Annotated in this window: 25 protein-coding genes; 7 read left to right on the top strand and 18 right to left on the bottom strand. The window is 59.3% G+C overall.

What is annotated here, in order from left to right; translation table 11 throughout:
- The first annotated feature begins 220 nt into the window (after nt 1-220).
- Nucleotides 221-2,005 (top strand): pyruvate oxidase, encoded by a 1,785-nt coding sequence (spxB, locus tag PT275_RS06535; RefSeq protein WP_277153450.1) that lies wholly within the window; start codon nt 221-223, stop codon nt 2,003-2,005.
- A gap of 340 nt (nt 2,006-2,345) precedes the next feature.
- Nucleotides 2,346-3,980: an MFS transporter gene (locus PT275_RS06530; protein ID WP_277153448.1), complete on the top strand. Its 1,635-nt coding sequence runs from the start codon at nt 2,346-2,348 to the stop codon at nt 3,978-3,980.
- Between the two features lie 78 nt (nt 3,981-4,058).
- Here the strand turns inward: PT275_RS06530 and PT275_RS06525 are convergent, their stop codons facing one another.
- Entirely contained in the window at nt 4,059-6,512 is a 2,454-nt protein-coding gene (locus PT275_RS06525) for a BspA family leucine-rich repeat surface protein (RefSeq protein ID WP_277153446.1), read from the bottom strand.
- Between the two features lie 394 nt (nt 6,513-6,906).
- Nucleotides 6,907-7,149, bottom strand: coding sequence for a hypothetical protein (locus PT275_RS06520; protein ID WP_277153444.1), 243 nt, complete (start codon nt 7,147-7,149; stop codon nt 6,907-6,909).
- A 278-nt stretch (nt 7,150-7,427) separates the two neighbouring features.
- On the opposite strand from PT275_RS06520, the gene PT275_RS06515 reads away from it, so the two are divergent.
- The 5 genes from PT275_RS06515 (at nt 7,428) to PT275_RS06495 (ending at nt 13,779) form a co-directional block, all read left to right on the top strand.
- Complete coding sequence (locus PT275_RS06515; RefSeq protein WP_277153442.1) at nt 7,428-10,100, top strand: leucine-rich repeat domain-containing protein; 2,673 nt, start codon at nt 7,428-7,430, stop codon at nt 10,098-10,100.
- 357 nt (nt 10,101-10,457) lie between these two features.
- Nucleotides 10,458-11,762 carry a tyrosine-type recombinase/integrase gene (locus PT275_RS06510; protein ID WP_277153440.1) on the top strand — a complete coding sequence of 435 codons (1,305 nt, stop codon included), beginning with the start codon at nt 10,458-10,460 and terminating at the stop codon, nt 11,760-11,762.
- Nucleotides 11,763-11,937: 175 nt separating this feature from the next.
- Nucleotides 11,938-12,519 carry a hypothetical protein gene (locus PT275_RS06505; protein WP_277153438.1) on the top strand — a complete coding sequence of 194 codons (582 nt, stop codon included), beginning with the start codon at nt 11,938-11,940 and terminating at the stop codon, nt 12,517-12,519.
- Nucleotides 12,512-13,393 carry a hypothetical protein gene (locus PT275_RS06500; protein ID WP_277153436.1) on the top strand — a complete coding sequence of 294 codons (882 nt, stop codon included), beginning with the start codon at nt 12,512-12,514 and terminating at the stop codon, nt 13,391-13,393. Before PT275_RS06505 ends, PT275_RS06500 begins: the two co-directional genes overlap by 8 nt.
- A 14-nt stretch (nt 13,394-13,407) precedes the next feature.
- Nucleotides 13,408-13,779, top strand: a complete 372-nt coding sequence (locus PT275_RS06495) for a hypothetical protein (RefSeq protein WP_277153434.1) — start codon at nt 13,408-13,410, stop codon at nt 13,777-13,779.
- Nucleotides 13,780-13,901: 122 nt separating this feature from the next.
- Here the strand turns inward: PT275_RS06495 and PT275_RS06490 are convergent, their stop codons facing one another.
- From PT275_RS06490 to PT275_RS06415, 16 genes are all read right to left on the bottom strand, one after another.
- The gene (locus PT275_RS06490; RefSeq protein ID WP_277153432.1) at nt 13,902-14,171 is read right to left on the bottom strand and encodes a holin; all 270 of its coding nucleotides are present in this window, start codon (nt 14,169-14,171) and stop codon (nt 13,902-13,904) included.
- Nucleotides 14,172-14,184: 13 nt separating this feature from the next.
- Nucleotides 14,185-15,198, bottom strand: coding sequence for a GH25 family lysozyme (locus PT275_RS06485; protein ID WP_277153430.1), 1,014 nt, complete (start codon nt 15,196-15,198; stop codon nt 14,185-14,187).
- Nucleotides 15,199-15,280: 82 nt separating this feature from the next.
- Complete coding sequence (locus PT275_RS06480) at nt 15,281-15,454, bottom strand: hypothetical protein (RefSeq protein ID WP_277153428.1); 174 nt, start codon at nt 15,452-15,454, stop codon at nt 15,281-15,283.
- Nucleotides 15,451-15,942 (bottom strand): hypothetical protein, encoded by a 492-nt coding sequence (locus PT275_RS06475; RefSeq protein WP_277153426.1) that lies wholly within the window; start codon nt 15,940-15,942, stop codon nt 15,451-15,453. Before PT275_RS06475 ends, PT275_RS06480 begins: the two co-directional genes overlap by 4 nt.
- Nucleotides 15,943-15,993: 51 nt before the next feature.
- Nucleotides 15,994-16,263, bottom strand: coding sequence for a hypothetical protein (locus PT275_RS06470; RefSeq protein ID WP_277153424.1), 270 nt, complete (start codon nt 16,261-16,263; stop codon nt 15,994-15,996).
- An 87-nt stretch (nt 16,264-16,350) separates the two neighbouring features.
- Entirely contained in the window at nt 16,351-16,722 is a 372-nt protein-coding gene (locus PT275_RS06465; protein WP_277153422.1) for a hypothetical protein, read from the bottom strand.
- Nucleotides 16,715-17,071, bottom strand: coding sequence for a hypothetical protein (locus tag PT275_RS06460; protein WP_277153421.1), 357 nt, complete (start codon nt 17,069-17,071; stop codon nt 16,715-16,717). The genes PT275_RS06465 and PT275_RS06460 overlap by 8 nt, the downstream gene beginning before the upstream one ends.
- A complete protein-coding gene (locus PT275_RS06455) occupies nt 17,068-17,580 on the bottom strand; it encodes a hypothetical protein (RefSeq protein ID WP_277153419.1) in 513 nt (170 codons plus the stop codon). The genes PT275_RS06460 and PT275_RS06455 overlap by 4 nt, the downstream gene beginning before the upstream one ends.
- 12 nt (nt 17,581-17,592) lie before the next feature.
- Nucleotides 17,593-17,949 carry a hypothetical protein gene (locus PT275_RS06450; RefSeq protein WP_277153417.1) on the bottom strand — a complete coding sequence of 119 codons (357 nt, stop codon included), beginning with the start codon at nt 17,947-17,949 and terminating at the stop codon, nt 17,593-17,595.
- Nucleotides 17,946-18,686 (bottom strand): hypothetical protein, encoded by a 741-nt coding sequence (locus PT275_RS06445; RefSeq protein WP_277153416.1) that lies wholly within the window; start codon nt 18,684-18,686, stop codon nt 17,946-17,948. Before PT275_RS06445 ends, PT275_RS06450 begins: the two co-directional genes overlap by 4 nt.
- Before the next feature lie 28 nt (nt 18,687-18,714).
- A complete protein-coding gene (locus tag PT275_RS06440) occupies nt 18,715-19,872 on the bottom strand; it encodes a hypothetical protein (RefSeq protein ID WP_277153414.1) in 1,158 nt (385 codons plus the stop codon).
- Between the two features lie 6 nt (nt 19,873-19,878).
- Nucleotides 19,879-20,616 (bottom strand): hypothetical protein, encoded by a 738-nt coding sequence (locus PT275_RS06435; RefSeq protein WP_277153412.1) that lies wholly within the window; start codon nt 20,614-20,616, stop codon nt 19,879-19,881.
- On the bottom strand, nt 20,613-24,191 hold the full coding sequence (locus PT275_RS06430) for a phage tail tape measure protein (protein ID WP_277153410.1): 3,579 nt from the start codon (nt 24,189-24,191) through the stop codon (nt 20,613-20,615). Before PT275_RS06430 ends, PT275_RS06435 begins: the two co-directional genes overlap by 4 nt.
- Before the next feature lie 11 nt (nt 24,192-24,202).
- A complete protein-coding gene (locus PT275_RS06425) occupies nt 24,203-24,544 on the bottom strand; it encodes a hypothetical protein (protein WP_277153408.1) in 342 nt (113 codons plus the stop codon).
- A gap of 26 nt (nt 24,545-24,570) precedes the next feature.
- Nucleotides 24,571-25,086, bottom strand: coding sequence for a hypothetical protein (locus tag PT275_RS06420; RefSeq protein ID WP_277153406.1), 516 nt, complete (start codon nt 25,084-25,086; stop codon nt 24,571-24,573).
- A gap of 110 nt (nt 25,087-25,196) precedes the next feature.
- Nucleotides 25,197-25,796, bottom strand: coding sequence for a hypothetical protein (locus tag PT275_RS06415; protein ID WP_277153405.1), 600 nt, complete (start codon nt 25,794-25,796; stop codon nt 25,197-25,199).
- Nucleotides 25,797-25,833: the final 37 nt, after the last annotated feature.

Here is a 25,833-nt window from a genome sequence, read left to right as displayed (position 1 = left end):
CTTACGGCTGGAAAATGCTTTGACGTCTGTGCAAATACCAAGTAGTTGCATTAATCTATGAGTCAACCGATGCGAAAGCGTTTGTTGATTCCTTGCCAACGAAGCGGTTGCACGGCCTCACGTTTTGATGACGAGCGCGGGGCGGCATGGCGTAAGGCAGCAGCGAACGCAGCCCGACATCGTGAATCAAGAAACGGCAAAGAAGCGAAAGGGGCCGATGATGGCTGACAAAATCAATGCATCAGACGCGATGATCAAGGTACTTGAGGATTGGGGCGTGACCCATATCTTCGGTCTTCCGGGAGGATCGTTCGATTCGACCATGAACGCGCTGTATGACGAGCGTGACAACATGAAATACATTCAGGTTCGCCACGAGGAAGCGGGCGCGCTTGCCGCCGCTGGCGAGGCCAAGTTCACCGGTAAGATCGGTGTGTGCTTCGGTTCGGCAGGCCCGGGTGCCGTCCATCTTCTCAACGGCCTGTACGACGCCAAGCACGACCACGTTCCAGTGCTCGCGCTGGTGGCCCAGGTGCCGACGGTGAAGATGAACACCGATAATTTCCAGGAGATTGACGAAGCACCGATTTTCGAGGACGTCTCCGTGTACGATCGCACGGTGATGACCGCCGCGCAACTGCCGAGTGTGGTCGATCAGGCCATTCGCCAGGCCTACGAGCACTCCGGCGTCGCCGTGGTCGTGATCCCCAAGGACTTGGGTTGGACCCCGATCGATGACGTCGTCTATTCCACCGCGCACGATTTCACGCTTGGCAAGTCCTGCCTCAAGCCGGATGCCGAAGACGTGGCCAAGGCCGTCGAAATCCTCAACAACGCCGAAAAGCCGCTGATTTACTTCGGCGCCGGAGCCAAGGACGCCGCCGCCGAGCTGAAGGCGCTTTCCGACAAGATGAAGATTCCGATGATGTCGTCGGTGCTGGGCATCGGTGTGCTGCCGGAAGACGAGAAGGCGTATGTCCTCAGCGCCGGTCGCGTGGCCTCCAAGCCGGGCGTGGACGCGGCTTCCAGCGCTGACGCGGTCCTCTTTATCGGCACGAACATGCCGTTCACCTCGTACTTTGTGCATCCGGATACGAAGTTCATTCAGGTCAACAACAAGCAGACCGACATCGCCAAGCGCCATCACGTCGACCTGGGCATCGTGGCGGACGCCAAGGAGACGTTGAAGGCGATGGTCGACGTCGCGCCGACCGTCGATTCGCGTCCGTATTACGACGTGCTGGTCGAGGATCAGGCCAACTGGGTCGACTGGCTCGCCGCCCGCGAAGACCTTGAGCGCACCCCGCTCGAAATCGACACCGTTTTCTCCCGCATCAACCGCATGGCCAAGGACGACGCCATCTTCTCGGTGGACGTCGGCAACGTGACCATCGAGTCGTATCGTTACCTCAAGGTCAAGCCCACCCAGAAGATCGCGACCTCGGCATGGTACGCCACCATGGGCAACGCTGTGCCGGCGGCCATCGGCGCGCAGGAAAGCTACCCCGGCCGTCAGGTCTTCTCTATTAGCGGCGACGGCGGTTTCGCGATGAACATGCAGGATATTTTGACGCAGGTCAAGTATCATGAGCCGATTATCAATATCGTGCTGACCAACGAGCAGCTGGGCTTCATCGTCGGTGAGCAGGATGACAACGGCCAGCCTCATTCCGGCGTCGACCTGATCGATGCCAACTATGCCGACGCGGCCGCGGGCCTGGGGGCCAAGGGCTTTGAAGTCCACACGCTCGCCGAGCTCGACGCGGCGTTCGCCGAAGCCGCCAAGCCGCAGGACGGCCCGGTGGTCATCGATGTGAAGATCACCGGCGTGCGCCCGCTGCCTGTCGAGCAGTTGGTGCTTGAGCCGGACGACAACCACACCCAGGCGGATGTGGACGCCTTCGCCCGCACCTATCATTCCGAAGGGCTGGTGCCGATTTGCCAGCTGCTGAAGAAGCACGGCCTGGCCAATCGCATCGAACCGCTGACTCCGTTCGGTCACTGATCGGAGCTGATAGGAACCGATAGGAAAAGCTAGGATATAAAACGCAGTAGTATCCACAAAGCGGCTTGCAGGCTTTCGTAGGAATTTCGGCATTGACGTCACCGGCCAATGTCGATTGTCTCCTACGAACGTTTGCAGGCCGCTTCGCGTTTCCGGTTATTTTCTTTGTCTCCACCTACCAAACCTGAGGAATATCGCGTTTTACCGCGCGTTGCCACACCATTTGTCTATTATAAAAGTTGGAATTTATGATATCCGACGTGGGGAGCGTGTGACCTTGATCCAGTCTCGACGAGGAGACAACCAAGAGCGTCAGCAGGAACTTCCGCAATCGCAACCCATGGAAATACACCCAGCGGAACCACGGCCTACGCAAACGCAACCTAAAGAAACGCAACCCCGTCAGCACCGCCTTCGCCTTCACCCGCATCATCACTCCCGCAAAGACCCAATCACGCTGGCCAATGCCATCGGCTACGGCGTTGGTGACATTTATGGCGGCGGCCAACTCACGCTGATCGGCACCTATCTGGTGCTCTTCTGGACGCGGTTCTGCGGCATGTCCATCTCGTTGGCGCAATCGGTGGTCGGTCTGAGCGCCATTATCAGTGGCGTGGCGGCACTTTCATTCGGCATCTTGGGCGATAACCTTTATCGTTTTTCAATTGGCCGTCGTTTCGGCCGTCGCCATTTGCCGCTGATGATTGTGCCACCGCTTATTCTGCTCGGCATTCTCCTATGGATCCCTGGTCTGCCGTTCGCAGTTTATTGCTTGGTCTACGTGCTCTGGGTCAGCGTTGCCCAGCTTTTCGCCTCGGCCTACAACACGCTGCCCGGCGAGATGGCTTATGGTTTCGATGACCGCACCAAGCTTTCGACGGTGCGCCTCCTGATTTCCGGGGCCGCCGGCACACTGATCCTGCTGATTGGGGGCGGCACGCTTTCGGTATTCGGCGAGCACAGGCCGCTGGGATATATGATTTTCACCATCGCCATCACGATTTGTTTCGCCCTGGCCGTTTTCGTCTGCTGGAAAAGCACTTGGGAGATGACCCCTGAGGAAGCGGGGTTCGGCGAGTATGTTGCGGCCGAGGGGACTGCCGGGCACGCCAGTCCCGAACATCCGTCGGTGCAGGCCGAGGCCAGACTTTGGAGACACCGCTTGGCTGTCATGGTCCGCGAATATGTCAGCACATTGCGCATCGCGATTTTCCGCCGCCATCTGGCGCTTTATCTGCTGATGCTCACCGCCGGCGACGTGTTCAGCCAGACCTTCGTCTTCTTCGTCATCTACGACTGGAACAAATCCGCCGCCTTTGCCTCGCTGCTGTTGAGCTCCGGGATCATCACCGTGCCGTTGAATCCGCTGTTCGGCGCGGCCATGATCAAAGTCGGCCCGAAACGCATGTATCAGGCGAGTTTTGCCGTGAGTATCATCGGCCTGTTCTGGATTTTCGCCGCGTGGCGCTTGGTCGGGGTGCTTCCAGAGCCATGGTGGACGGTATTCGCGGTGGCCGGCGCACTGTTTTTCTTCGTCGCCAAAGCGCCTTCCGGTTACTTGCCGTGGGCTGTCTTTCCGTTTATCGCCGATGTCGATCAGGTCGTTTCGGGCAAATATCGGGCTTCGACATTCAGCGGTATGCAGGCAGGGCTACGTCAGCTGGTTTCGGGATTTTCGGCGATTGCCGTCGGCGCCATTCTGGGCTTCGTCGGTTTCGACTCCTCGAGCAAAGTGCAGACCGCTTTGGCGTGTAACGGTTTGGGGGCGTTGATGATTGGCTGGTACGCTCTTTCGATCGTCATCTGCATCATCGTTGTTCGCCGTTTCAACCTCGATAAGCATACGGACGGCATCGCGCTCGCCGAGTCCGCTCGTGTTCGTGCCGGCGGCGACCCGCACGACGTTAATTCTTCGGTCCGCGCTACATTGGAAGACTTGACCGGTCAGCCTTACGGTCGATCAAGGTCGGAATAAGACCATTGAGGCTGCGACGATTGAAGGTGCAAAGTCAACAATCCCGACACAGCAACGAATTGTCATCTTATGCTGTCGTTATAAGGAGTGGCTGTTGCGTTGGTGGTCGCGGAGAGTGGCGGTCGCGGTCAGTGCGAGCAGGGAGGCTCCGAGCAGCAGCATCCCGGCGAGCATCCAGTGCCTGCCGCCGGTGAAGGGCAGCGAGGACACCGGCGTCACTTGTACTTCCCATTCCGGTTCGACGGTGATGAAACGCGCAGTGGTGGGCATCGATACGGTGCCGCCGGGTATGTAGGTGGTGCTGCCGTCGATGGACTTCCAGTCCTTGAGCTTCTGGTTCGCAGGCACCGTCATCCCGTCCGATCCCGCGACGGTGCAGGTGCCTGTCGGTTTGTTGTCCCAATTGACGCATGCCGGCGGGAAGAATCCGGTATCGGTGGGACGCCCGTACCGGATGCCCCTGTCGGCGACCTTGAACCAAGTCGCTGCGCTTACCTGATAGACGTTTTCGGGGGTTTTGTCTGAGTAGAAGGAGTACTGGTTCCCGTCACCGGTCTGTCGTCCCTCGACCATGACGATCGCTGCGCGGCCCGTGGTGAATACACCGCTCTGCACTTGCGGCGTCAATTTGTCCTCGTCCGGGCCCAAACGCAGCTGCGTGATCCCATTACAGCCGTACAATATGTAGTCTATAGAGGTGCTGCTACCGATGTTGAAGCTGCTGAGGTCGAGGCTGGTGAGGCTGGAGCAGTTTTGGAACATGTAGCTCATGTCGGTGACGTTGTTAGTGGCAAGGTTGGTGAGGTCGGCAGATTCGAGATTGACGCAGTCGTTGAACATGCCTCTGATGCTGGTTTCAACACTAGAGCCATAAGACCAATCAGTAGCGGTGACATGCGTGACGGTCTGGTTTCCCTCAAACAGGTTACTGGCATCAGTGACGTTGCGGAGGTTCCAGCCAGTGAGGTCCCAATCCGTGATTGTAGATCCCGTACTGGTGTTGGCAAACATGTCGAGTAAAGAGGTGGCTGTGCCAACGTCCAGCTTTTCGAGGTCGGCTTTGGTCGCAGCGGGCGCGCTGGCTATGGCCTTCGCCAGTGTGTGGTTTGTGACGATGCTATCGCTGATTGTCCAGTTTTTCATTTTCAGGGTTTTCAGGCTCGAACATCCCGTGAACATGTTGTTCGTACTGTTTCTGTTCAGCTTGCTGATGTTCCAGTTGCTCATGTCCAGGTCGGAAAGTTTGGTGTCACCGTTAAACATAGATGGCATAGTGATGACATTGCTGGTGTCCCAGTCGGACAGGTTCAGACTCTCCAGTTTCGCACAGCCTTGAAACATGTATTCCATGTTGTAGACGTTGCTAGTGTCCCAACCGCTGAGGTCAAGGCTGGCGAGGTTGGGACAGCCCGCGAAGAAGCTGTGTAGACTGTTGTTGTGGCTGGTGACAAGGTGACTGAGGTTGACGGTCTCAAGATTCGTGCAGTTGTAGAACATATTATTGAGACTGATTCCGTCGCACCGGTAGTGCCAATCGGTGGCGGTGATGCGCTTGACATTAGAGTTACCAGAAAACAATGCTGTAGCTGAAGTCGATCCATCCGAGCTGCTGACGTTGGGCAGTGTCCAGCCGGTGAGGTCCCAGTCCGTAGCCGACGGCCCTTCTATGAGGTTATCAGTGGCAAACATCTTGGAGATGCTGGTGGCATTGCCGGTGTTCAGTCGAGCGAGGTCGACGGTGGTGACAATTGGTTCGGTTTTGATTGGTGAGGTCCTGATGGCTGTTGGGATTAGCTTGTAGGTGTCTTGATTGGTCTGCCAACCTTCCATTTTCATGGTGGTGAGGTCCGTGCAGCCTGCAAATATTCCGTTCATCCCTGTGGATCCGTCGAGGTGGGTGATGTCCAGGTCGGGGATGGTAATGGTGGCGAGGGAGGTCATGCCGCTGAACCAGCTGGCCATGCTGTTAAAGTAGACGCCTAGAGTGAGGTTCTGAGCAGTGAGTTCAGTTATCTGGGTTTTATACGTGGTCTGTTGCCATGGCAGGTCGGTTGCGTTGTAGTTTTGGCTGAGGGTACCGCTGGTGATGGTCATCTTGCAGTCGGTGGTGATGTTCCAGTTGATGGTGTCGCCAGAGGAGCCGCCGTGATCGCTGCCATTCCAGGTGCGGGTCAAAGGTGTACAGGTGTTGTCCTGCGGGCCGACCGTCGGCTGCTGTGTCGGCGTCTGTGATTGTTTCCCTGGAAGTTCGGATTGTCCTGTTCCGGTTTTGCCGACCGCAGTCTGCTTGCCGGTATCAGAGGTGCTTGGGGTTTTCGCCGTCGACGGGGAGGAGGGAGCAGGTGTGGACTGTTTGCCGGTGTCGGAAGCGTTCCGGGTTTTCTTCGGTTTCGAGGATGCCGGTGTGGACGTGGATGTTGGCGTGTCCGTGGCCGGGTCGGGTTGGCCCGCCATGGTCGTGGGCATGGGGGCGAGGCATGCGAGCGCGGCGGCGGCGCACAGCAGCGCGGACACGACCCTTTTGCGTAGCATCGCCCTCAACTCCCCGATAAGCCTGATCAATACCCCAACAACGCGGACTGACTGCCCAAACGTAATACCATAATATTATCTAATATCCATGACATACAAGGCAGCATTGACTCTATTACTAGGTAAAAAAGACACGTCAAGCCAAAGCCAGAGACGGCAAGTCGGCTACAACTTGGTAAGTTTATATTGGCTGCCAACGAAGCCGTCGACACGCACATACCGGTGAGTGGAAGACAAAGTAATAGGCCACGTCATTGGCGAAGTCAATGAGGCAAATCCTTTGGCAACTTGAGTGATGTCCTTTCGCAATGAGCCCGTTTCAGCCATAACAGCAAACTTGGCACAGCGGTATCAGATTCGCGATCCTTGATTTTCAAGTGTTGCTGGAAAGTATTCATATAGGGCGACTGTTGTGTTGGCGGTCGCGCAGGACGGCGGTTGCGCCGAGCATGAGCAGGCAGGCCCCGGGCAGCAGCGCCCCGGTTGATTTGGTGAGGGTGCAGGAGACGGCGTCTGAGCTTGAAGCAGATTGGCGGGTAGGGCCATTCGTAACGGGTCCGCTATAGACAGTGCGGCGGTCGACGTCCCTGAACGAGGTGGGTTGAGTGGCCTTATAGATGTTTGCAGGTGTCGTCAATCGTTGTCATAAGGGAATCAAAATTATGCAATAAGAACGCAGCAAACGAAAAACAAGAAAAATTAGATAACTAAAGTCATACAATAAGTTGTGTTAACTATTATACAAAATTACAGCATCATGATTTACAGAGTACTGCGAATTGTCTTACTCAAGGAAGGGATAATTCCGTTTTGTCAACAAAGAAACAATTGCCAAGCAGGGCCGGGATCCGGAGAATGCTGGGAGCGTCAATCGTTGCAATCGCAGGATTCGCCATGTTGATACCCGCCAGCGCTATGGCAGAAACCAATACACAATCTCAAAGTGACGTACCGGCGCAAAGCCAGCAATCCAGCATCGCTCAGCCTGCACAAACGCAAAACCAGCAATCCAGCGCCACTCAGCCGACACAAACGCAAGGTCAGCAAAGCAGCAACGTGCAGCCTGCACAAGCCGGCGCGAGCGCAGAAACAGGCAAGAGCGAAGCCAGCAAGTCGGAACAAAAACAGCCCGACGCGCATGCCGATGCCAGCGACCAGCAATTGGCCAAAACCGGCCAAGCCGGTCGCGATACCACACAGGTTAACAAATCAATCGCGCCTGCAACGCCGAGCGCGCAAGAGGAACCTGAAGTCCGAAGCGGATGCACGGTAGACACAAGCACCATTGCCGAATGTTTCCCCGACCAGAACCTTGCACAATACGTGGCCTCACGGCTATCCGAACAGACCACAGACGTATTGTTCCAAACCACAATCAATAACACTACATCCTTGAACCTGCACAGCGATAGCGGCGGACAAATCCAAGATCTCACAGGACTGGAAAAATTCACCAACCTTACCGAGCTCGATGTCAGCGGCAATCAAATCAGCGACCTGAGCACTCTCAGTCATCTCAAGCCCCTTACCGGACTCACCAAGCTGGATCTCGGCCATAATCTCATCAGCAATCTTGGCCCGCTTGACAACCTCAAAGACCTCAGCAACCTCACCGACCTCGATCTCAGCGAAAACTCGATCAGCAGCCTTGGGAATCTCAAAGAGCTGACCCACCTCAACAAGCTGAACCTCAGCAAAAACAGCTTGACCGACATCACCGACCTGAGGGATCTCCACAGCCTAACCAACCTCAACCTTGCGGAAAACCAGATTTCAGACCTCTCATCTCTCTCCGACCTCAATGGCCTGACCAGCCTTGATGCCAGCGAGAATTATTCGATCAGCGACATCTCACCCCTCAGGAGCCTCACCGGTCTGACTTATCTCAGCCTTTATAGCAACAGCATCAGCAACATCTCAGATCTCGAGAACCTCACCAACCTAAACGACCTCAATCTCAACAACAACCGCATCAGCAACATCTCGGCGCTCAGCAACCTCACTAATCTCAATCGACTCTGCATCAACACCAACCGGATCGTCAATGTTTCACCACTTAAAAATCTGACCACGCTTACCGAACTGCGGCTCGGTACCAACAAAATCCTTGATATCAGCGACCTTGTAGGGCTTACCGATCTCACCACCCTCACTTTGGGCAACAACAACGCTAGGGTTAGTGGAACGACCGAACATCAAAGCATCAAGGACATCACGCCGCTGAAGAACATGACCAAGCTGGAACACCTTGAGCTGGGCCAGCTTCCGCAGCTCAGCGACATATCGACGCTCAGCCGTTTTACCCATCTCACCTACTTGGAAATTTTTAGCGACAACATCAGCGACATCACCTCGCTGACCGGACTCACCAACCTTGTCGATCTAGGCATGTGGTACAACCCCATCAGCGATATCACGCCGTTGGCCGGGCTCACCCACCTTAAAGGGCTTAAAATATACGGCTGCCAGATTACCGATATCACGCCGCTAAAGAATCTCACCAATCTTGAAGAAAGTAATGACCACCATGTCGTATTAGGCCTTCAAAACGTTACGGAAAGTTCTGCGACTTCGTGGCCAGTAACGCTCAAAACCGCTAAAGACCAGAATGGAAATTTTATCGCGCCGACAACGATCACGCCTGCGGGAGGAACCTACGACTCCGCCACGGGCATCGTCACTTGGACGAGGGACGTTATGAAAGGCCAGCCCAACAACGTCCAGCTCAAATTCGCCAAAGACATCGCTTTCGGATCGGTAGCCAAATCATTCGACGGAACCATCACGCGAGGGTCCATCGCCATGCACACCGTCACCTTCGACACCCAAGGCGGAACACCCATCGACCAAGCTTTCGTCGACGATAACCAGCCGCTGGGCACTGTCACTTCGCCCACCTACCAAGGTCACGCTTTTAAGGGGTGGCAGACCAAGCAGGGTGAGACTTATACCGATTACGACACTTCCACGCCCGTTACGGCGGACATCACTCTGTACGCCAAATGGAAAGCCGTTCACACCGTCACCTTCGACACCCGGGGCGGCACGCCGGTCAGCCCTATCACCGTCCCCGACGGCGACCCTATCGGCACCGTTACTTCGCCGACCTATCAAGGCCATGTTTTCCAGGGGTGGCAGACCAAGCAGGGCGAGACCTACAGCGATTACGACACTGCGACGCCGGTGACCGCTGACATCACCCTGTATGCCAAATGGAAGGTCGAACCGGCGAAACCCGGAAAGCCTGAGCAGCCTAGCAAACCGGATCAGCCAAGCCAGCCCGAACAGCCCAGCCAACCGGAGCAACCGACAAAGCCAACTAGTCCCGGCCAGCCGGTCAAACCTACTACGCCAGCCATCCCTCAACCGGGTACTCCCACCCAGGTAAACAATGCCAACGGTGATGGTTCAAAGGCTCCCACGCAAACGCCTGCATCCGGAAACTCGGACAAACCTAAGACGTCTGAGCTGGCTCAAACCGGCTCAAGTGTCGCTGTCCCCGCAGAATTGACAATTCTGGCTTTGGCTGCCGCGTTCATTGTCGGAATCGCCATCGCGTTCCACAGGTGCGGCGCACGGAGACGCTAGGCGCGGAGACGCCCGGCTTTCGCTCCCTGTCTTTTTTGAAGAGACAGGGAGCGAAAGTGTCACTATGGACCGCGGCGCGATACCGCGATACTGCGGCGCGAGGCTAGACCACTGAAGAATCAAAAATCCGCAGAACCTTGCGATTCTGCGGATTTCATCGGTGCCCCCACGGGGATTCGAACCCCGGACACGCTGATTAAGAGTCAGGATGTATACTGTTTTAAAACGGTGATATTTCAACGATGAAAAATCAGGAACGTTGAAATACCAATGTTTTAGGGCACTTATGGAAGCAATCACTTGTTAATCGCTATATAATCGTTTGGGATACATTAGGGATACATGGGGAGGTTAGCAATGGCAAGAAGCGCGACGGGAAAATACAAGGCACGAAAATACACAGACTCGAACGGCAACGAAAGATGGCGCGTCCGCATCGACATAGGCCACTACCCCAACGGCAATCGGAAGAAGAAAACCGTCACCGCCGCAACCTACCGCGAATGCCAGGCAAAAGCAGAAGAGCTCCTCAACGAAATCAAACAGAACGGAGCCCCACTCGACAGCAGAATCACACTCGGCGACTACGCAGACAGATGGCTCGAACAGAAAATCCACGAAGTAGACCCCAAAACCTACACCGGATACAAAACCATCGTCAAATACCACCTCAACCCATACCGACAAACACCACTCAGCAAAATCGTCCCCACCACCATCAACACCATACTCAACAACCTCCAAGCCTACGACAAACACGGCAACCCCAAAGGCCCCGCAAGCATCAGCCTCAAACGCCAAACCCACACCTGCATCAACCAAATCATGCAAGCGGCGCTCGCGGATCGGCTTATATCTGTCAATCCCGTCTCCGCCGTCAGGACGCCGAAACGAAAGGACGATACCGGCGAGCGCACGGCATTTTCGGTGCCGGAGATGCAGGCTATGCTTCGTGTGTCGGCAAACATGCCCATCGAGGAGGGAACGATATGGTGGTTCCGCCTGCTGACTGGTATGCGCCAGGGCGAGATTCTTGGGGCGACATGGGACGATTATGATGCTCGGAAAAACGAGTACAAGGTCAATTGGAAACTACAGGAAGCACCGCGAGATCATGGTTGTGGGCTTCCGGATGCCAATGGCCGGTATCCGTGTGGGAAAGGCAAAGGGGGCCTATGCCCGAAAGCGGTATGGCGCGTGCCAGACGGCTACGAAATGCGCCCTCTTACCGGCGCTTTCGTCCTATCAAGGCCCAAAAGCAAGACCGGAAGAATCGTGCCGATCATCCCTCCGCTCGCTGAGGCGCTGAAAAGATACCGGAAAGCGACAAGGACCCAGCCGAATCCCTATGGCCTTATCTTCCGTCAGCCGGATGGGTCACCGATAAGCGGGCATGTCGACAACAATCGCTTTGACGACTTGATGCTCGCTTCGTGCATTGACCCGACAAAACACACCGGCCACGAGACAAGGCATAGCGTGGTTACGCTTCTCGCGAGCGCAGGCGTTGATTTTCAACTTATCGAGGAGATCGTCGGCCACAGCAGTATTGCGATGGTGGAACATTACCGTCACGCCGATGACAGTGAGCGCATGCGGGCGATGGAGAAGATGGACAACAAGCTGGGACTTGAGCAAATCGGGTGGAAGGAACCGTCGTAATCAGTTTGGGAGACTGATTACGACGGCGCTCCATGCACTGCGCTGACTGGAGCTCACATTTTCGATACAGCCTGTTTTAAGAAATCAAATCGCGACACTCCCGGGCTTGTCCGATTTTCTTTACTCGGATATCCGAGTATTATGGACATTGTCGGCAAGGCAAGGAGCAGACAAGATGAGCGAAGCAACAAGGACCCTCAAGGTGAGCACCCCGGCGAACACAGAGGTCACCGCAGAGATCAGCTACGAGGACAGCACTTTCGATGACATGTGGGAAGGTTACAAACTCGGCATCAAGCATTACCTCGGTGGCAAGATCGTCCTCACGCACAACGGCAAGCGCGTCGGCAGCGTAGACCTGGTAGACACCGGTTTCGGCATCAAGCCCTACGAACGCACCGTCAAGGGCTATGCCGGCTGGGTGTACGACAGGGTGCTGCTCGACGACGCGAGCGACAAGGCCATCAAGCAGGCAGTCAAAGAGGTCATGGACGAGGCCACCAGCGACGAGATCAAAGAGCAGCGCGCCGAAAAGGAGGCAAAAGACCATGCCGAGATGGTCGCGAGCGCCAGAAGGACGATCGCCAAGGCCGAGGCGCAGAGGGACATCCCGTCGAAGACGGAGAAGCGCCGCAGGCTGCGCGTGTACAACGACATCAACAACGAGGGCGGTGACGGCTACCTGCCCGAGATCATCGACGCCGACCAGTACCGGAAAGCCAAGGAGTACCTGGCGAAGGAGGGAATCGATGAGTGAGATCAGTCTTGTCGAGTACGCCCGGTTGCACGGGCGGAACCCTGATACCGTCAGCCAGCTCGCGCGCAGGGGCGGGTTGCGCACCGCGCACAAGGTCGGCCGCAACTGGGTCGTTGACGCCGACGAGCCCTATCCGGACCACCGGAGGCGCGGCAACGGTGCCGCAGATGCCAAAACGGAGGCGGATCGGCGAATGATGCTGCTGCCCCTGAGGGTGGAGGCGGAGTCCGCGGGTAAGACGGACGAGCATACGACGGCGAGGATACTGGCCGGGCTCACCCCTGAGCTTTTGGAGGGTTGCACCGACCGGCAGCTCGCCCAGATCGTCGACCTCATCGCCGGCGCGCAAAACGAAGAAACGAACCAAACCACGAACAAGGAGCAGGAAATGGACAACAGGAAGATCGTCGTGGAGGAGCTGGTCATCAACGACAAATACCCCGACCACGTCATCGTCAAGATCGACGGGAAATGGAACCTGATGCACGTCGTCACCCACAGGCTAACGCCCATCAAGCTCGATGTCGACGGGCTGCATGAGGCCAGCCCGGAGAACTGGCCCTACGCGCAGCACAACGGCGAATTCGTCATGTACGGACTGGAGCCGAAACGGGGCTGGAAGCCGGCCAAGATCGGACGTGCCGCCACCCCGGTTGAGCTCAAGGAACTGGCGGACAAGTACCATGGCATGCTCGAAGGCGAGTACCGTCAGACCTATTGGGCCGGGCTCAAGGGGGCGGAGACCAGTTTTACCGTCACGCACCTGCATGTGGACGGCAGGACCAACCCGGTCCAGGTCGAAAGCGACATCAGAGCAATGGGCATCGAGGCCGCCAACGGCAGCCCCTACATCGTCTCCGTCCGCATCCGCTGAAAAAGCAGGGCATCATGACGATACGCAGGAACGGCGCGGCCTTCCGCGCCCTGTACGAGTCGCTCGGCCTCAGCCAGGAGGACGTGAGGCGCATCCTCGGCCTCTCCGACGTCAAACGCATCCGAGAGCGCGTGCACGACATCAAGGACGTGCGCCCCGAGGAGTGGCGGGCCATCAAGGACCTGCAACGGCAGGCCGAGGACAGGGCCGACCGGCTGGTAGCCGGATGCGAGGGCAGGGAGCGCGTCGCGTTGGCCTACAGCACCGCCAACACATGGAAGGCGAAGATCCACAACCTCGCCATCCGCCTCGCCGCCCGTGACCTCTCGGACGCGGGGACGGAGGTCGAGCTAAGGCTCAAGGATCCTCACGACCGCATAAAATAGCTTGCAATCTAAAACGACGAAAGCGCCCCGCACCGGTATCAAAGCCGGAGCGGGGCGCTTTGGGCTAAAGATTCGGCACCGGCTCAGACAATCGGTGCCGCTTTCAAGGATGGCCAGCCTGCCTATTTGAGTTGTGGGAGGCTGGTGCCGTCCTGGACTTCGGGGACGCCGGCGATGCTGGTGAGCAGGCTCATCAGGGCGGCGAGTGCGGCGGTGCCGGCGACGATGCGCCAGTCGACGCCGCCGATGGTGGCCGCGGTGGTGGGGATCGCGGCGATCGCGGCCTGCGCGGCGGTCTTGATGGCGCGCGTGCCGGCGGCCTTGAGCCATTGCAGGAACGGGCCGCTGCCGGCCGTGCCGTCCTGCTCGTGTTCTGGTTCGACTTCCGTCATGATCAATCTCCTTTCAGAAGGTGCCTTGGTTGAGGCGGGTCTGGAGGGCTTTGACGGTGGCGGGGCCGAAGACGCCGTCCTGAGCGGTTCCGAGGCGCGCCTGGATGCCGCGTACGGTGTCGGGGCCGAGCAGCCCGTCCTGTGGCAGGTCGAGCACGGCCTGCACGCGGTGGATCAGGTCGGAGCCGCCGCGCCCGTATTGGTAGGCGTTGAGCGCGGGTCTTCCGGCCCAGCCGCCGGATGGCGGCACCTGACCGCTGATGATCCCGTCGGCTGGCGTGCCCATGACCTGCTGCCAGCGGCGCACGGTATCGGGCCCGCACGCCCCGTCGACCGCCACCTGCGGGATAGCAGCCGGAGCTGGTGCCGGTGCCGGCTGCGGGCTAATGCTTTCGCTGCCTGCTGCGTAGCGGTCCCATGCCGAGCGGTCGCCGTAGAACAGGTCCAGATCGAGCGGCTTGTCGTAGCCGCCGATGTAGCCCTTGCTGGTGAACTGGCGCATCGCCGCCGGCGCCTCGTTCCACGGGTGCTCCTGCCAGCCCTCGGGCTCCGGGAGGGCGTAGTCGGCGTCCCACACCCCGCAATCATGCTTCCGGGCGATGGGGTCGACGGAACCGGCGTCCTTGCGGCCGCGGTAGATCAGCGGGTGCACGCCGGTGACGCCGATGTAGGCGGCGAGCCACCGGTCGAGGTAGGCGACGTCGGGATACGCCTGGTTGTCGCCTGCCTCCCAGTCCACGCTGGGCACGAAGCGGTGCAGGTAGCCGACTGTGTTCGCGGCGAAGAAGCGCGCCTCGTCCTCGGCGCTGGCCCGGCCGCGGATGTAGTGCATGTAGCCGACGGCCTTGCCCGCCTTCAACGCCTTCTGGATAATCGGGTTGGCCCCCGGCCACACGCTGTTGACGATCCGGTTGTGGGTGAGCTCGCCTGCACCCCACGTGCACTGCACGACCACGCCGTCGCAGTCCGCGAGCGCCGGGTCGAAGTCCGGCTTGTAATTGGATACGTCCACGATTCGAAGTGTCATGGATCCTTCTTTCCGCCCGTTTCCGGGCATGAAAAAGGCCACCCCGTTGTGGGATGGCCTTGGTTTTGTTTTGGTGTTGGTTTTATGCGGTGGCGAGCAGCCAGATGAGCGCGGCCCATTCCGCGAGGCCGTCGGCCTCCAAAGCCGCGACTACGGTGATTCCTATGACGGCACCGAGCAGGATGAGTGCGAGGATGACGCCCGTGACCGGCAGTACGAGCCGGTGTTTTCTGGCGAATACCTTGAGTCTGTTCATGTTTCCTCCCGCCCGTCCTGATAGGCTTCCTCGGGTACCGGATGGGTGTAGTCCCAGTCGTCGTGCTCGTAGCGCCACCGGTATTCGCGTTCGAGGATCTGGTAGCGGATGTGGCCGACGCCGTTGCCGCCTATCCTGATGTATTCGCGCCCGTTGGCGAGCATGTCCTCGTGCTCGGCCCTGCTGCGCGGGTCGCGCAGCAGGCTGCCGCGCAGTACCAGGATCTTGATGTCGCGGACGGTTTTGTCGACCTCGGCGAAATGGTCGAAGTCGTTGCCGAGCTTCTCCTCGATGCGCTTGATCGTGGGCGAGCCCTCGATCTGTTCCTCGATACCGGCGCGGTCCTTCTCGTCCGCGGTTTTCAGCGTGTTCGTGGTGTGCAGGTTGAGCCGGTTCGACTGGATCGCGGCCACGGCCACCGACACCGCCGCCTGCACCGCCACGACGATGACCACCGCCCACCAGGGCATCCCGTCCGGGAAATCCATCGGCTCCTCCTTTCCAATGCCATATCGATCGGGGCCGTCCCGCGCAGGCTTTCAGTCGAGCGGGTATTCGACGATGAGGTCCTTGGGCGCGACGGTGGCGGTCCACCAGGAGGTCAGTCCCACTGTGCCGTCGGTGTTTATACCGAGGAGCACGACGCCGGTGCCGGACTGGGCGGACCATGGCACGAACTCCGAAACGGTGTGAGCCGGCCGTGCCCATTCCGGCAGGGTGGCGACCTTGGTGCTGACCGAGCCGCTGATCAAGGTGCCGGCGGTACCGCCCATCAGCTTCAGGCGCACGCGACGGCCCAGGCCCGTCACCTGTGCGAAGTCGTAATAGTCGCTTACAAGTTTCTCGCTATCCTCTTGGGGGGGGCGATGATGTCCTGGATCATGGTTTTTACTCCTTTATTGTTGTGCTTTGGCGAGCCATGTGGCGTCGAAGGTGATGCCGGTGAGCGGCCTGCTGGTCCGGTTGGCGACGTAGATGCTGCCGTCGCTGAATACGACACAGGAAATGCCGTCGTTCCACGGGCTGCTCGGCTCGAAGCCGATGTACTTGGCCCCGTCGGCGGGCTGGTAGCCGCCGAGGACCGCGCCGGCATAGAAGGTGTTGGCCACCGGTATCGTGCCCGTGAGCGCGATGTGGGCGTGGACGAGACGGCCGGCCTTGAACATCTCCGTGGATTCCGAGGCCTTGATACCGTCCGAAAGCCGCAGGAATTTGCTCGTGTCCGTGGTCGACTGGTTCTCGGGCGCGAAGATCGGTGTGTCACTCATCGCCGTCCTCCTTTGAGTTCGGCTCCGCCGCCGGCGCCTGCGCGAGCAGGCCGCCGATATGCTCCTCGACGGTCTTGCGGGCCGTCTCGTCGAGGGCCTGCACGCCGGTGCGCCCGTCGTCGTATTCGATGCTTCCGGCATAGCTGCCGTCCTGGTTGACGATGATGCGCAGGCACGGGGTCACCGGCGACGGGTCGCCCTTGCGCACACTCACCGGCGGGGTGATCAGCGCGTAGATGTTCGCGATGCCCGCGTCCATCTCGTCCAGCCTTTCCGCGGTGATCGGCGTGCCGGTCCCGCCGTCGCCCTTGTCGTGCCACTCGTGTGGCTGATATGCCCATGCCGTCATGATGCGGCCTCGCTTTCACTTGATGGTGTTGGTGTTGATGGAAGATCCGGTGCGAGCGTGAAGTCCGTCCACGAATCCGTCGCCGCGTCGTAGCGGTGGATGCCAACAATGACATGCCTGCCGTCCGCCGTGCGCCCCTCCCGGTCGGGAAACGTATCGGGGCCGGGAAATGTTTCGGACGACGGGTACGGCGGATTGCGCGGCACCGATGACTCCTCCAGCCAGATATGCCCGTCGCGGTACACGCCTGGCTTCTCCGGGCCGAGGCTCACGCCCTGGCCGGCATGGATCCAATCCATCACCTTGCCCGCCTCGGCCTGCACCATCCGGTAGAGCTGCGCGACCGTCAGCTCGCTCAGCCGGTTGTCGGCCTTCTGCCGCGTGTTGTCATCCGCCTGGTCATGGTTGCTCGCCAGCGCCTCATCCTTGTAAACCTCGGTGAAGTGCCTCGCCCCCTCCACGTCGGGCGGGATGCCGGCCTCGCAGCAATCCGAGTATTGGTTCGCCATTCGCTTGTCTCCTTACTCCGAGAGTGTCCAGTAGCCCCAGCCGATCAGCCGGTGCTCGCCGTTCGGGCCGGCGACGTCGATGCGCCACGAGCCGGTGCGCCGAGCCCACCACTCCTGCCCGCTGAAGGCCGTGTAGGGTATTTTCGCGATGGCCCAGCCCTGGCTGGTCATCAGGTCACACGCCTGCGCGTACACCTGCCGGCCGTCGGTCAGCCGCATCAAAAACGTGCCTTTCCAAGCACGCAGGTCGACGGGCGTGTAGCCGCGGCCGTCGAAGTTGTCGCGCCGCCAGCGCGCCGCGGCCTCGTTGTCCGAGAAGCGCTGGAAGTCGAAATCGGCGCGCCCTACCGCGCGGGATACCACCGTCATGACCCGATCCCCCTATCCGCGCGCCGCCAGTCGACGCGCACCGTCAGAAACACCATGTTGTCTTCGTCCGCCGGCCAATCCGCCGGCGACAGGCTCATCGCCTCCAGCGTGACGAGGGCGGCGGGATTCGCCCGCGCGAACGCGGCGAGGGTTATCGCATGCTCGCCGGTCAGCGCGCCGGGCATGATACGGGTGTCACCGCCATACGCGGCCACCGACTCCCCCACACTCCTGCCATCCACACACACGCGCACGCGCAACGGCGACGGGCCATGCGAGACCGCCACACCAGTGACCGTGACGCCGATCAGCGCCCGCATGCCGGGTGCCGGCGGCACGGGAAGCGACGCCAGCGCCTGCCAGCCCGAACCGCCAGTGAGACCAAAACCCTGCGCGGAACCCGAAACGATCTCAGGCGGCGGCACCACGGCAAGCTCCGCGACGGCGCCTTCGACCTTGGTTACACGGCCTGAAAGCACGTCAAGCCCCTGCGCCTGCTCAACCGAAGCCTGCAGGGCCTGCACGGCCTTCCTCTGCGCGTCGCCGGCGGCCTGCTCGGCCGCCACGGCATCCGCCTGCGCCTGCGCGGCATCCTGCCTGGCGGCATCGATACCGGGCAGAACCTTCCGCATCTTCGCGGTGGTCTGATAGGGCTGCGAGCCGCTCGGAAGGTTCGCCTCATCGGCGATCCGCTGCCGGCGGCTCGTGCCACGAGCGTCATTGGCGAACACGTCCAACGAACCCGGTCTGTACCTGCCCATGTGTTCACCACCTCACCCTGCACTGCAACGACTGCTTTTTGTCGTCCAGGGACCAGCTAACATCCGTGACCTTCAAAGGCCACAGATTCGTGCCGAGTATTTTCGTCACAAGGAGCGCACGAAGCGGCTGCGGCTTGCCGTCTGGCTGCTTGTCGGGAACGCGAAGGTCGATCCAGTCACCCACATGCACGTCACGGTCCAAGCCGCACACCAGGCCGATCGTCAATTGCGGGTGCGAGCCGGATATGACGTCGGCACGCACATAGGACTGCAGGGTCTGCAGGATACTCACGCTGGAATGGCTCGTGTTGGCTTTTTGCATCAACGGCCAACCCTGCGACTCAAGCGAATCGTCGCGGTATCTGGCAATCAGGAGGTTGTCGTCGTTGCGGCCGCCGACGCCGAAGCTCTCGCCCGCCATGCCCTCGCCATCGAATTTCACGGCGCTTACTGCGATGTGCTGGCCGGGGATGCTGGCATTGAGGCTCCAGTGGTGGTCGACGATTTCGGGGGCACCCACGTTGAGCAGCCACCGCATCGATGTCGAATCGGGTAGTTGCGGGTCGAAGCGGATCTCCGGGCCGTCGGCCAGGTCGGCGATGTCACCGAGCCGGTCGCTGATGGTTGCCAGCTCCCACAGGTTGTAATCGCGCACGTGGCCGCCGCCCTGCAGCTCCGGCAGCGTGTAGGGCACCCAGCACTGCTCCATCGACAGGCGAAGCAGCTCACGGCACAGGTCACGGTAGGAGCCCTGCAAGCGGAGTATCCAGTCGCCGGGCGGATGCTGCTCGTCGATGACCACCGTGCCGTCGCCCCATGTGTCGGCCCGTTTTTTGGTCATGACCAGGCGCTTCTGCCACAGCGTCCAGCCGCCGCCGGCCACCAGGATCAACGTGTTGCCGTCGTCACCACCGTCATCTACCTTGCAGCTCGTCAGCCAGCCCGCGTGCAGCACGCGCGCCCCGCACTTGGCCAGCCAGATCGACCCGTATTCGCGTGTAATCCGCGACAGATCCAGCTTGCGCAGCGCCGCCGAATCCGGCACCGTTATGCTCATGCTGCCGGCATCACTGATCGAATCCTTAAAGGACAGGCTCGAGTACGGTATCTGGGCGAGATGATTGCCCCTCGCGTCATAGCAGTGCACCGTCGGCTTATCCACAACTCATCACCTCCATGCAGGGGCGAAGGAAACAGACACCGTAGCGCCAGTCGTCACCGCCACCTGCAACGTGCTCAATCCCGGCGGGACGGTGAACGCGTCATCCGCGCCCACCGTGCCCGCGCTCGGGATCATATCCGCGAAATCAAGGTCAAGACCCCACGCGTCACCCGACCAGCGCACCGACCTGCCATTAAGCGACAGCGTCAACGACTGCACATGCCCATCCACACGGATCCTCGGCCACACCGGCAACGCTCCAGGATTCTCCACCGACACGATGCCGTTGCTGGCCTGATAGGTTAGCGGCAGCCCGTATTTGTGCGGGTCAGGACAGTAGATGATGAAAGTGAAGTTAACGCGTTTGCGGTCCCACCAGATGGCGGGTTCGGGGTCGGCGGCGAGGTATCCAGTAGTGATACGGATGCCGTTTTCGTCCTCCATGGTCAGTGTGAGCTTGCGGCTCATCAGGTCACAGATGCGGCGGGTTATCCGCATATTCTCCATGCTGGAGACGCATTCGGTGGCGCCTTTGATGGTGACCGTCCTGCCGGATTGGTTGAGATTGGACGGCCACCATGTGCCGTCTTCCCCAGGCTTGTTCTCGGCTTTGGAATCTCGTGGGGGCGGTGTGCCGTACCAGCCGGTAAGTCCTCCGCCGACGATCCACTTGTCTTGCCGGTCCTGGGGAATGCCATTGGAGAAGACAAACTCGTCTATGTCGCTGGAGACCGTGAGCCTCATCGGTGTGCCCCTTCGCTTTGTATCGTCGCCAGCACTTCTTGCGCGACCGCCTGCTTGCTAGGAGCGTTGACGATCTTGAAGGTGTTGTGGTAGACGTACTGAATCGGTGTGGCTGAGGTTTGTTCGACTTTCGTCGGCACCGGCATGGCCGTGTATCGGGGTACAAGCCCTCCTTCGGCGTATCGTTGCCAGTTGATGGCGTTGAGCATGCCTGTGCCGTATTTCTTGACGGCGTCGGCCTGTATCACGAATTCGCCGTTGGAAAGCATGGAGGGAATCGAATCGCTTGTCCCTGTGCCCGGTCCGGTGATGAGGCCGCCGATGGCGTGACCGTTGGAACCGATGTTAATGTTGAAGACGTGGCCGAGAATGCCATTGATGGTGCTCCAGAATCCAGAGGCGTTGCCTCCGATGTCGACGGTCTTGCCTCCGATGGATGTATTCTCCACAGCCCCTTTGGCAGCCATGAAGGGCCCGTTGTCGCCGAAGATGACACCGGTTTTCCCATCGATCCTCCAGCCTTGGGCCTCGGCGAATTTCTGCCACATGTTGGAGTTGTTACCGTTGATTTCGCCGGTCTTCGAGTCGAGACGCCAGCCGTTGGCTTCCGCCAGCTTCTGCCACATCTGGCTGTTGTCTCCGACCATCTCGCCGGTCTTCTCGTCGATTCTCCAACCATTGGCCTCGGCGAGCTTTCGGTTCATTTCCCTGTTGTCGCCGGTCATGTAACCTGTCTTCTCGTCGATGTGCCAGCCGTTGGCTTCCGCCAGCTTCTGCCACATCTTCGAGTTGTCGCCGTTCAGCTCGCCGGTTTTCGGATCGATTTTCCAGCCGTTGGTCTCGGCGAGTTTTTTCATCATGAGCGTGTTGTCGCCCTTGAGCTCGCCGGTCTTGGGGTTGATGACCGCACCGTTCGCGAGCGCCAGGGCGATGTCGTATTGTTGTTTGTCGAGGTCGAGTTTTCCGGTTTTCTTGTCGATTTTGGCTCCGACGACTTGGGCGATGGCTTCCATGGCGTCTTTGTTCTTACCGGTTATTTCAATGGTTTTGCCGTCTGGCAGGCCTTCGGCGCTGAGTTTGACGTCGTTGAGGGTTTTGGTTGCCTGGTCGTCGATTTTCAGTGGCGTTGTATTGGCTTGGTTGACTTTGTTGATGAGGTCTTGTACGTCGCCGGAGGTTACGCCCATCTGTCTGGCGAATTCTTCGGCTTGGTCGGAGCTCATGCCCATCTGTTTGGCGTAGCCGACGAGCTTGTCGTGGCCGTCCGTGATGTCTTTGGTGACTTCCTGGGTGCTTTTCCCGGCCTTGGCGTCGGCTTCGGCTTTGGCGAGGATGGCGGATACCACCCCGGAGAGGGCGTTGCGGTTGGATTCGCCTTTTTCGGTGTTGGCGTCGAGTGTGGCCCCGTTTTCTTTGACGGATTTAGTGGCTTCCTGGAAGGCTTTGCCGAGTTTGGTTTCGGCGTCGAAGCTTCCTTGGGCGAGCCCGTAGTAGTCTTTGAGGGCTTCCATGGTCTGGCCAAGCGCTTCCGCCTGCTGGTTGATGCCGTCGGTGGATGCGCCGAAGGCTGCGGCCATGATGTCCTTGGCTTTGGCGACCTTTTGGGTGGATTGGGTTTCCTGGTCGGTGGCTTTGTTGAGCCCGGCGAGCGCGGTGGTGTTCTGGACGCTTTTCTTGGTGTCCTGGTCCTTGGCTTCGCTTGCGGCTTTGATGGCCTCTTCGGATTTTTTGTAGGATTTTTGGCCTTGTTCAAGTTTTGCCTTGATTTCATCCTCTCCGCTGGCGTTGATTTTGCCTTGCAGAAAGGCTTTGCCCAGTGCCTCGTTGACCTGTTCGATGGCTTGCTTGTTGCCGGTTTCCGCGGAGACGAATGTCTTGCTGGATACGCCTGCCTTGTCGAGGGCGTCGCTGAGACTGCCGATGCCTGTGGTGGCTTTCTGCCACCATCCCCAGTCGATGTCGTCGCCAGTCTTGAGATCGGCGGTGAATTTCGAGGCTGCGGACTGGCCATTTTGCATGGCATTGGTGAGGTCATCGGTGCGCTGTTTGGCATCCTGCTGCTTGCTGACGAGCACGCCGAGCGCGATGGTGGCGCCGGTCATGGCGATGCCCCACGGTCCTCCCATGAGGTCGCTCAGCCCGCCGAGCGCGGTTTTGGCTGCGGTGGTGCGTGCGGTGCCGGCGCTCATGGTGGTGCCGAAGGTCTGCATCTGCTGGTCGTAGGTCATGGTGGATCCCTTGAGGATCTGCCATGCCTGGCTCAGCGAGCTTCCGGCGTTGGAAAGTCGTTGCATGGGGTCGAACACGTCGCCCATGGTGCGTACGAGGCTGCTGGTGCTGCTCTCAGTGGAGCCCATCACCTTGTGGATGCCGGCGACCGCGCCGACGATCATGCCGCCGCCGATGACCCATTGCTGAGCGGATTCCGGCATGCTGCGGAACGTGTTAAGGAGCGCCGTGGCCCCCTGCGTGACACTGCGAAGCGGCCCATTTGCAGCGGAACCGATGCCGATGAGCACGTCCTGGGCGGTGTTGCCGAATTTGGTCAGATCGCCTTTGAGATTATCCGTCTTGCCGGCGGCCACTTTGGCGGCGTATCCGGATTCGCTGACCGCCTGTGTCCACTTTTCGATGCCGCCCTTGCCTTCTTTGTAGAGGACGTTCGCGGCCGACATCGCGGCATTGGAGAAGAGGATACCCATGGCCTGGTTGCGTTCGGCCTCGGGCAATTTGCCAAGCTTGTCTTGCAGCTGCCCGGCGAAGTTGGCGATGCCGACGAAATGGCCCTGCGCGTCGTAGAGGTGCAGACCGAGGTCGTCCATCTCGCCTTGCACCTGTTTGGACGGGCTCATCAGGCCGATCAGGGCGGAGCGGAGTTCGGTGCCAGCCTCGCTGCCGATGTTGCCGGCGTTGGCCATGGCCGCAAGCGTGCCGGTGGTCTCCTGCATGCTCGCGCCCATCATGTGCGCGGTTCCGCCCACCATCGACAGGGCGTTGCCCATATCGCTGACACCGCCCAACGCCTTGCCGGCGCCTGCCGCCAGCGCATCGGATACTTTGGCGGCGTCCTTGCCCTTGATGTTGAATTCGGTCATCGCACTGGTGAGGTAGCGTGTGGCGTCCTCTGTGCTCATCGAATCCGTCGCCGCAAGCGTCAAAGCAGCACTGAGACCACCGGAGAGAATGTCCGAGGTGCTCATGCCGGCTTTGGCGAGCTCGTTGATCGCGTCGGCGGCATCCTCGGCGGAGTACACGGAGGTTCGGCTGGCGTTCAAAGCCGCCTCACGCAGGCGTGCGAGTTCGTCGCCAGTGGCGCCGGTGTTGACCTTGACCTCGCTCATTTTCGCGTCGAACTGCGCGAAGCTGGCGACCGCGGCTACACCGATGGCGGCGGAGAGCGCACCAACCCCGAGCGCAGTCTTGGACAATCCGCTCGTGAGGCGTTCGCCTGCGGATCGGGGCTGTTCCATGGAGGTGGAGAGCTGCTCGGCTTTGGCGCTGGCGGCCTGCATACTGGTCATGTAGTTGCTGGCGTCCGCCTTGAGGCGGATCATGATTTCTTCATTCACCGCCATCGGTGTTCACCTCACATTTTCAGTTTTCTGATTCTTGGTTTGAGTTTCGTGGTTTGGGAGTCTGGGGCTTCGACGATGCCGGATTCGGAGAATTTACGGAGCGCCTTCTCCTGCATCTCGCTGACAAAGCACGTCTCCACTCCAGCTCCGGAGAAAACAGCTTCGACTTTGTCCTGGTCGTGGCAGAATTCGATGGGCATACCGCATCTCGGGCATTTGAAGGACGCTTCATACTCCTGCAGGGCGAGCATCCACTCACGCTCGGTCTCATCCCATTCGACGTCGTCGCCCGGCGTGGGCTCCCAACCGAGGAAGCGCTTGTAGCTGATACCGATAGACCTCGCGCACCGCAATTGCGCGAGAATCTGCGGCGCTTCTGCTAGGCATTCTGCGAGACGAGTTCCCTCAGCTCTTTTGGGACCATGTTCCGGGGAGCATTGAGCGACTGAACCACCTGGAGGAGATCGGCGACCTGAGAATCGACCATCGAGTCGAACAGACCTTCGATGCCATCGAGGGTGATCTCTTCAGTCTTGCCCTTCCAATGGGCGCTCTGGATCATTCGGGGCAGGGAATCCCTGACCATGCCCACCCAATCCTTGACGATTTTGCCGTCCTTCGTATCGGTGTTTTTGAGGACGATGAGATTCCATTCGCTGCAGGTCAGACCACGCAGGCTGATCACGAGCGTGCTTTCGTCGGTCTTGTCCTTGAGTTCCTTGGCCTTTGCTATGGCATCGGCCTGCTGTTTCCTGAGACTTGCTATTTCGCTTTCAGTGTGGTCATCCGTATCGATTTTCGGGATAGCAGCGCCTGATTCCAATGCACGGCGTAGCGCGTCCAGATCGGTGACGACTTCGAAGTCTTCTGTCGGTCGTTTGATGGTGATTCCCATGATTTCGCTCCTTTAAAGATTGATAAAAATTGACGCTCTTTTTTGAAAAATCTGGAAGTGGGTTCCCTTGTCGTGGAGAGCGTGAACCGCGGCAAGGGAAGAATGAGAGGTCAGTCCTTGGACTTCGCCTGCGTCGTAAGAGACTGAGTGGTCGAAGAAGTACTCGAAGAGGATGAAGAGCTTGAGCTTCCTCCGTCTACGACGGTGGAGGTTTCTTCGCGGCTGGACGGGTCGATCGCAAGACTGATGGTGGACATCTGGCGCGCGTTGTCGGCTTTGGCGACCGGGGTCTTGATGCCGACGGCGACCTTGTAGACGCTGACCACATCGCCAACCTCGTACGGCAGAGTGCCGTCCTTGCCGCGCCGGCGCACGATGTAGCCCTTCGTGCCCTTGGTGAGCACTTCGGCGGCCTTGTTCTCGCCTTCGGAGTCGCGGTTGGTGTTGTCGATGATTTTCATCTCGCCGCCGTCGTACTTTTCTTGTCCGGGGATCTGCCCCTTTGCGGGAGAGGATTCGCGGTCGTCATCGGCCATCTCCTGCGTGTGCTTGGGACTGAAGCCGTCGTTGGGCAGGTAGTCGCTCAGGTTGAGGGTCGGATTGGCCAGCTCCTGCACGGTGGGATGTGCAATGTCCTTGATTGCCGTGTAATCCTTGAAGAAGTCGGTGCGGTAGTCGCCGTTCTCCAGATGCGCTTGTGGCATTGTCATGATTTTTCCTTAGATTTTGGATATGGAAAAGCCCCGG

This window comes from Bifidobacterium sp. ESL0745, assembly GCF_029433335.1.
Taxonomy (GTDB): domain Bacteria; phylum Actinomycetota; class Actinomycetes; order Actinomycetales; family Bifidobacteriaceae; genus Bifidobacterium.
This window is presented reverse-complemented; position numbering and strand designations above follow the sequence as displayed.

Excerpts from the sequence above, each read along its gene's own strand:
- PT275_RS06515 (WP_277153442.1), top strand. The coding sequence starts at position 7,428 with ATGGCAGAAACCAATACACAATCTCAAAGTGACGTACCGGCGCAAAGC.
- PT275_RS06465 (WP_277153422.1), bottom strand. The coding sequence starts at position 16,722 with ATGAGTGACACACCGATCTTCGCGCCCGAGAACCAGTCGACCACGGAC.
- PT275_RS06430 (WP_277153410.1), bottom strand. The coding sequence starts at position 24,191 with ATGGCGGTGAATGAAGAAATCATGATCCGCCTCAAGGCGGACGCCAGC.
- PT275_RS06505 (WP_277153438.1), top strand. The coding sequence starts at position 11,938 with ATGAGCGAAGCAACAAGGACCCTCAAGGTGAGCACCCCGGCGAACACA.
- PT275_RS06530 (WP_277153448.1), top strand. The coding sequence starts at position 2,346 with ATGGAAATACACCCAGCGGAACCACGGCCTACGCAAACGCAACCTAAA.
- PT275_RS06420 (WP_277153406.1), bottom strand. The coding sequence starts at position 25,086 with ATGGGAATCACCATCAAACGACCGACAGAAGACTTCGAAGTCGTCACC.
- PT275_RS06435 (WP_277153412.1), bottom strand. The coding sequence starts at position 20,616 with ATGAGGCTCACGGTCTCCAGCGACATAGACGAGTTTGTCTTCTCCAAT.
- PT275_RS06455 (WP_277153419.1), bottom strand. The coding sequence starts at position 17,580 with ATGGCGAACCAATACTCGGATTGCTGCGAGGCCGGCATCCCGCCCGAC.
- PT275_RS06495 (WP_277153434.1), top strand. The coding sequence starts at position 13,408 with ATGACGATACGCAGGAACGGCGCGGCCTTCCGCGCCCTGTACGAGTCG.
- PT275_RS06475 (WP_277153426.1), bottom strand. The coding sequence starts at position 15,942 with ATGGATTTCCCGGACGGGATGCCCTGGTGGGCGGTGGTCATCGTCGTG.
- PT275_RS06415 (WP_277153405.1), bottom strand. The coding sequence starts at position 25,796 with ATGACAATGCCACAAGCGCATCTGGAGAACGGCGACTACCGCACCGAC.
- PT275_RS06460 (WP_277153421.1), bottom strand. The coding sequence starts at position 17,071 with ATGACGGCATGGGCATATCAGCCACACGAGTGGCACGACAAGGGCGAC.
- PT275_RS06510 (WP_277153440.1), top strand. The coding sequence starts at position 10,458 with ATGGCAAGAAGCGCGACGGGAAAATACAAGGCACGAAAATACACAGAC.
- spxB (WP_277153450.1), top strand. The coding sequence starts at position 221 with ATGGCTGACAAAATCAATGCATCAGACGCGATGATCAAGGTACTTGAG.
- PT275_RS06485 (WP_277153430.1), bottom strand. The coding sequence starts at position 15,198 with ATGACACTTCGAATCGTGGACGTATCCAATTACAAGCCGGACTTCGAC.
- PT275_RS06480 (WP_277153428.1), bottom strand. The coding sequence starts at position 15,454 with ATGAACAGACTCAAGGTATTCGCCAGAAAACACCGGCTCGTACTGCCG.
- PT275_RS06525 (WP_277153446.1), bottom strand. The coding sequence starts at position 6,512 with ATGCTACGCAAAAGGGTCGTGTCCGCGCTGCTGTGCGCCGCCGCCGCG.
- PT275_RS06500 (WP_277153436.1), top strand. The coding sequence starts at position 12,512 with ATGAGTGAGATCAGTCTTGTCGAGTACGCCCGGTTGCACGGGCGGAAC.
- PT275_RS06450 (WP_277153417.1), bottom strand. The coding sequence starts at position 17,949 with ATGACGGTGGTATCCCGCGCGGTAGGGCGCGCCGATTTCGACTTCCAG.
- PT275_RS06490 (WP_277153432.1), bottom strand. The coding sequence starts at position 14,171 with ATGACGGAAGTCGAACCAGAACACGAGCAGGACGGCACGGCCGGCAGC.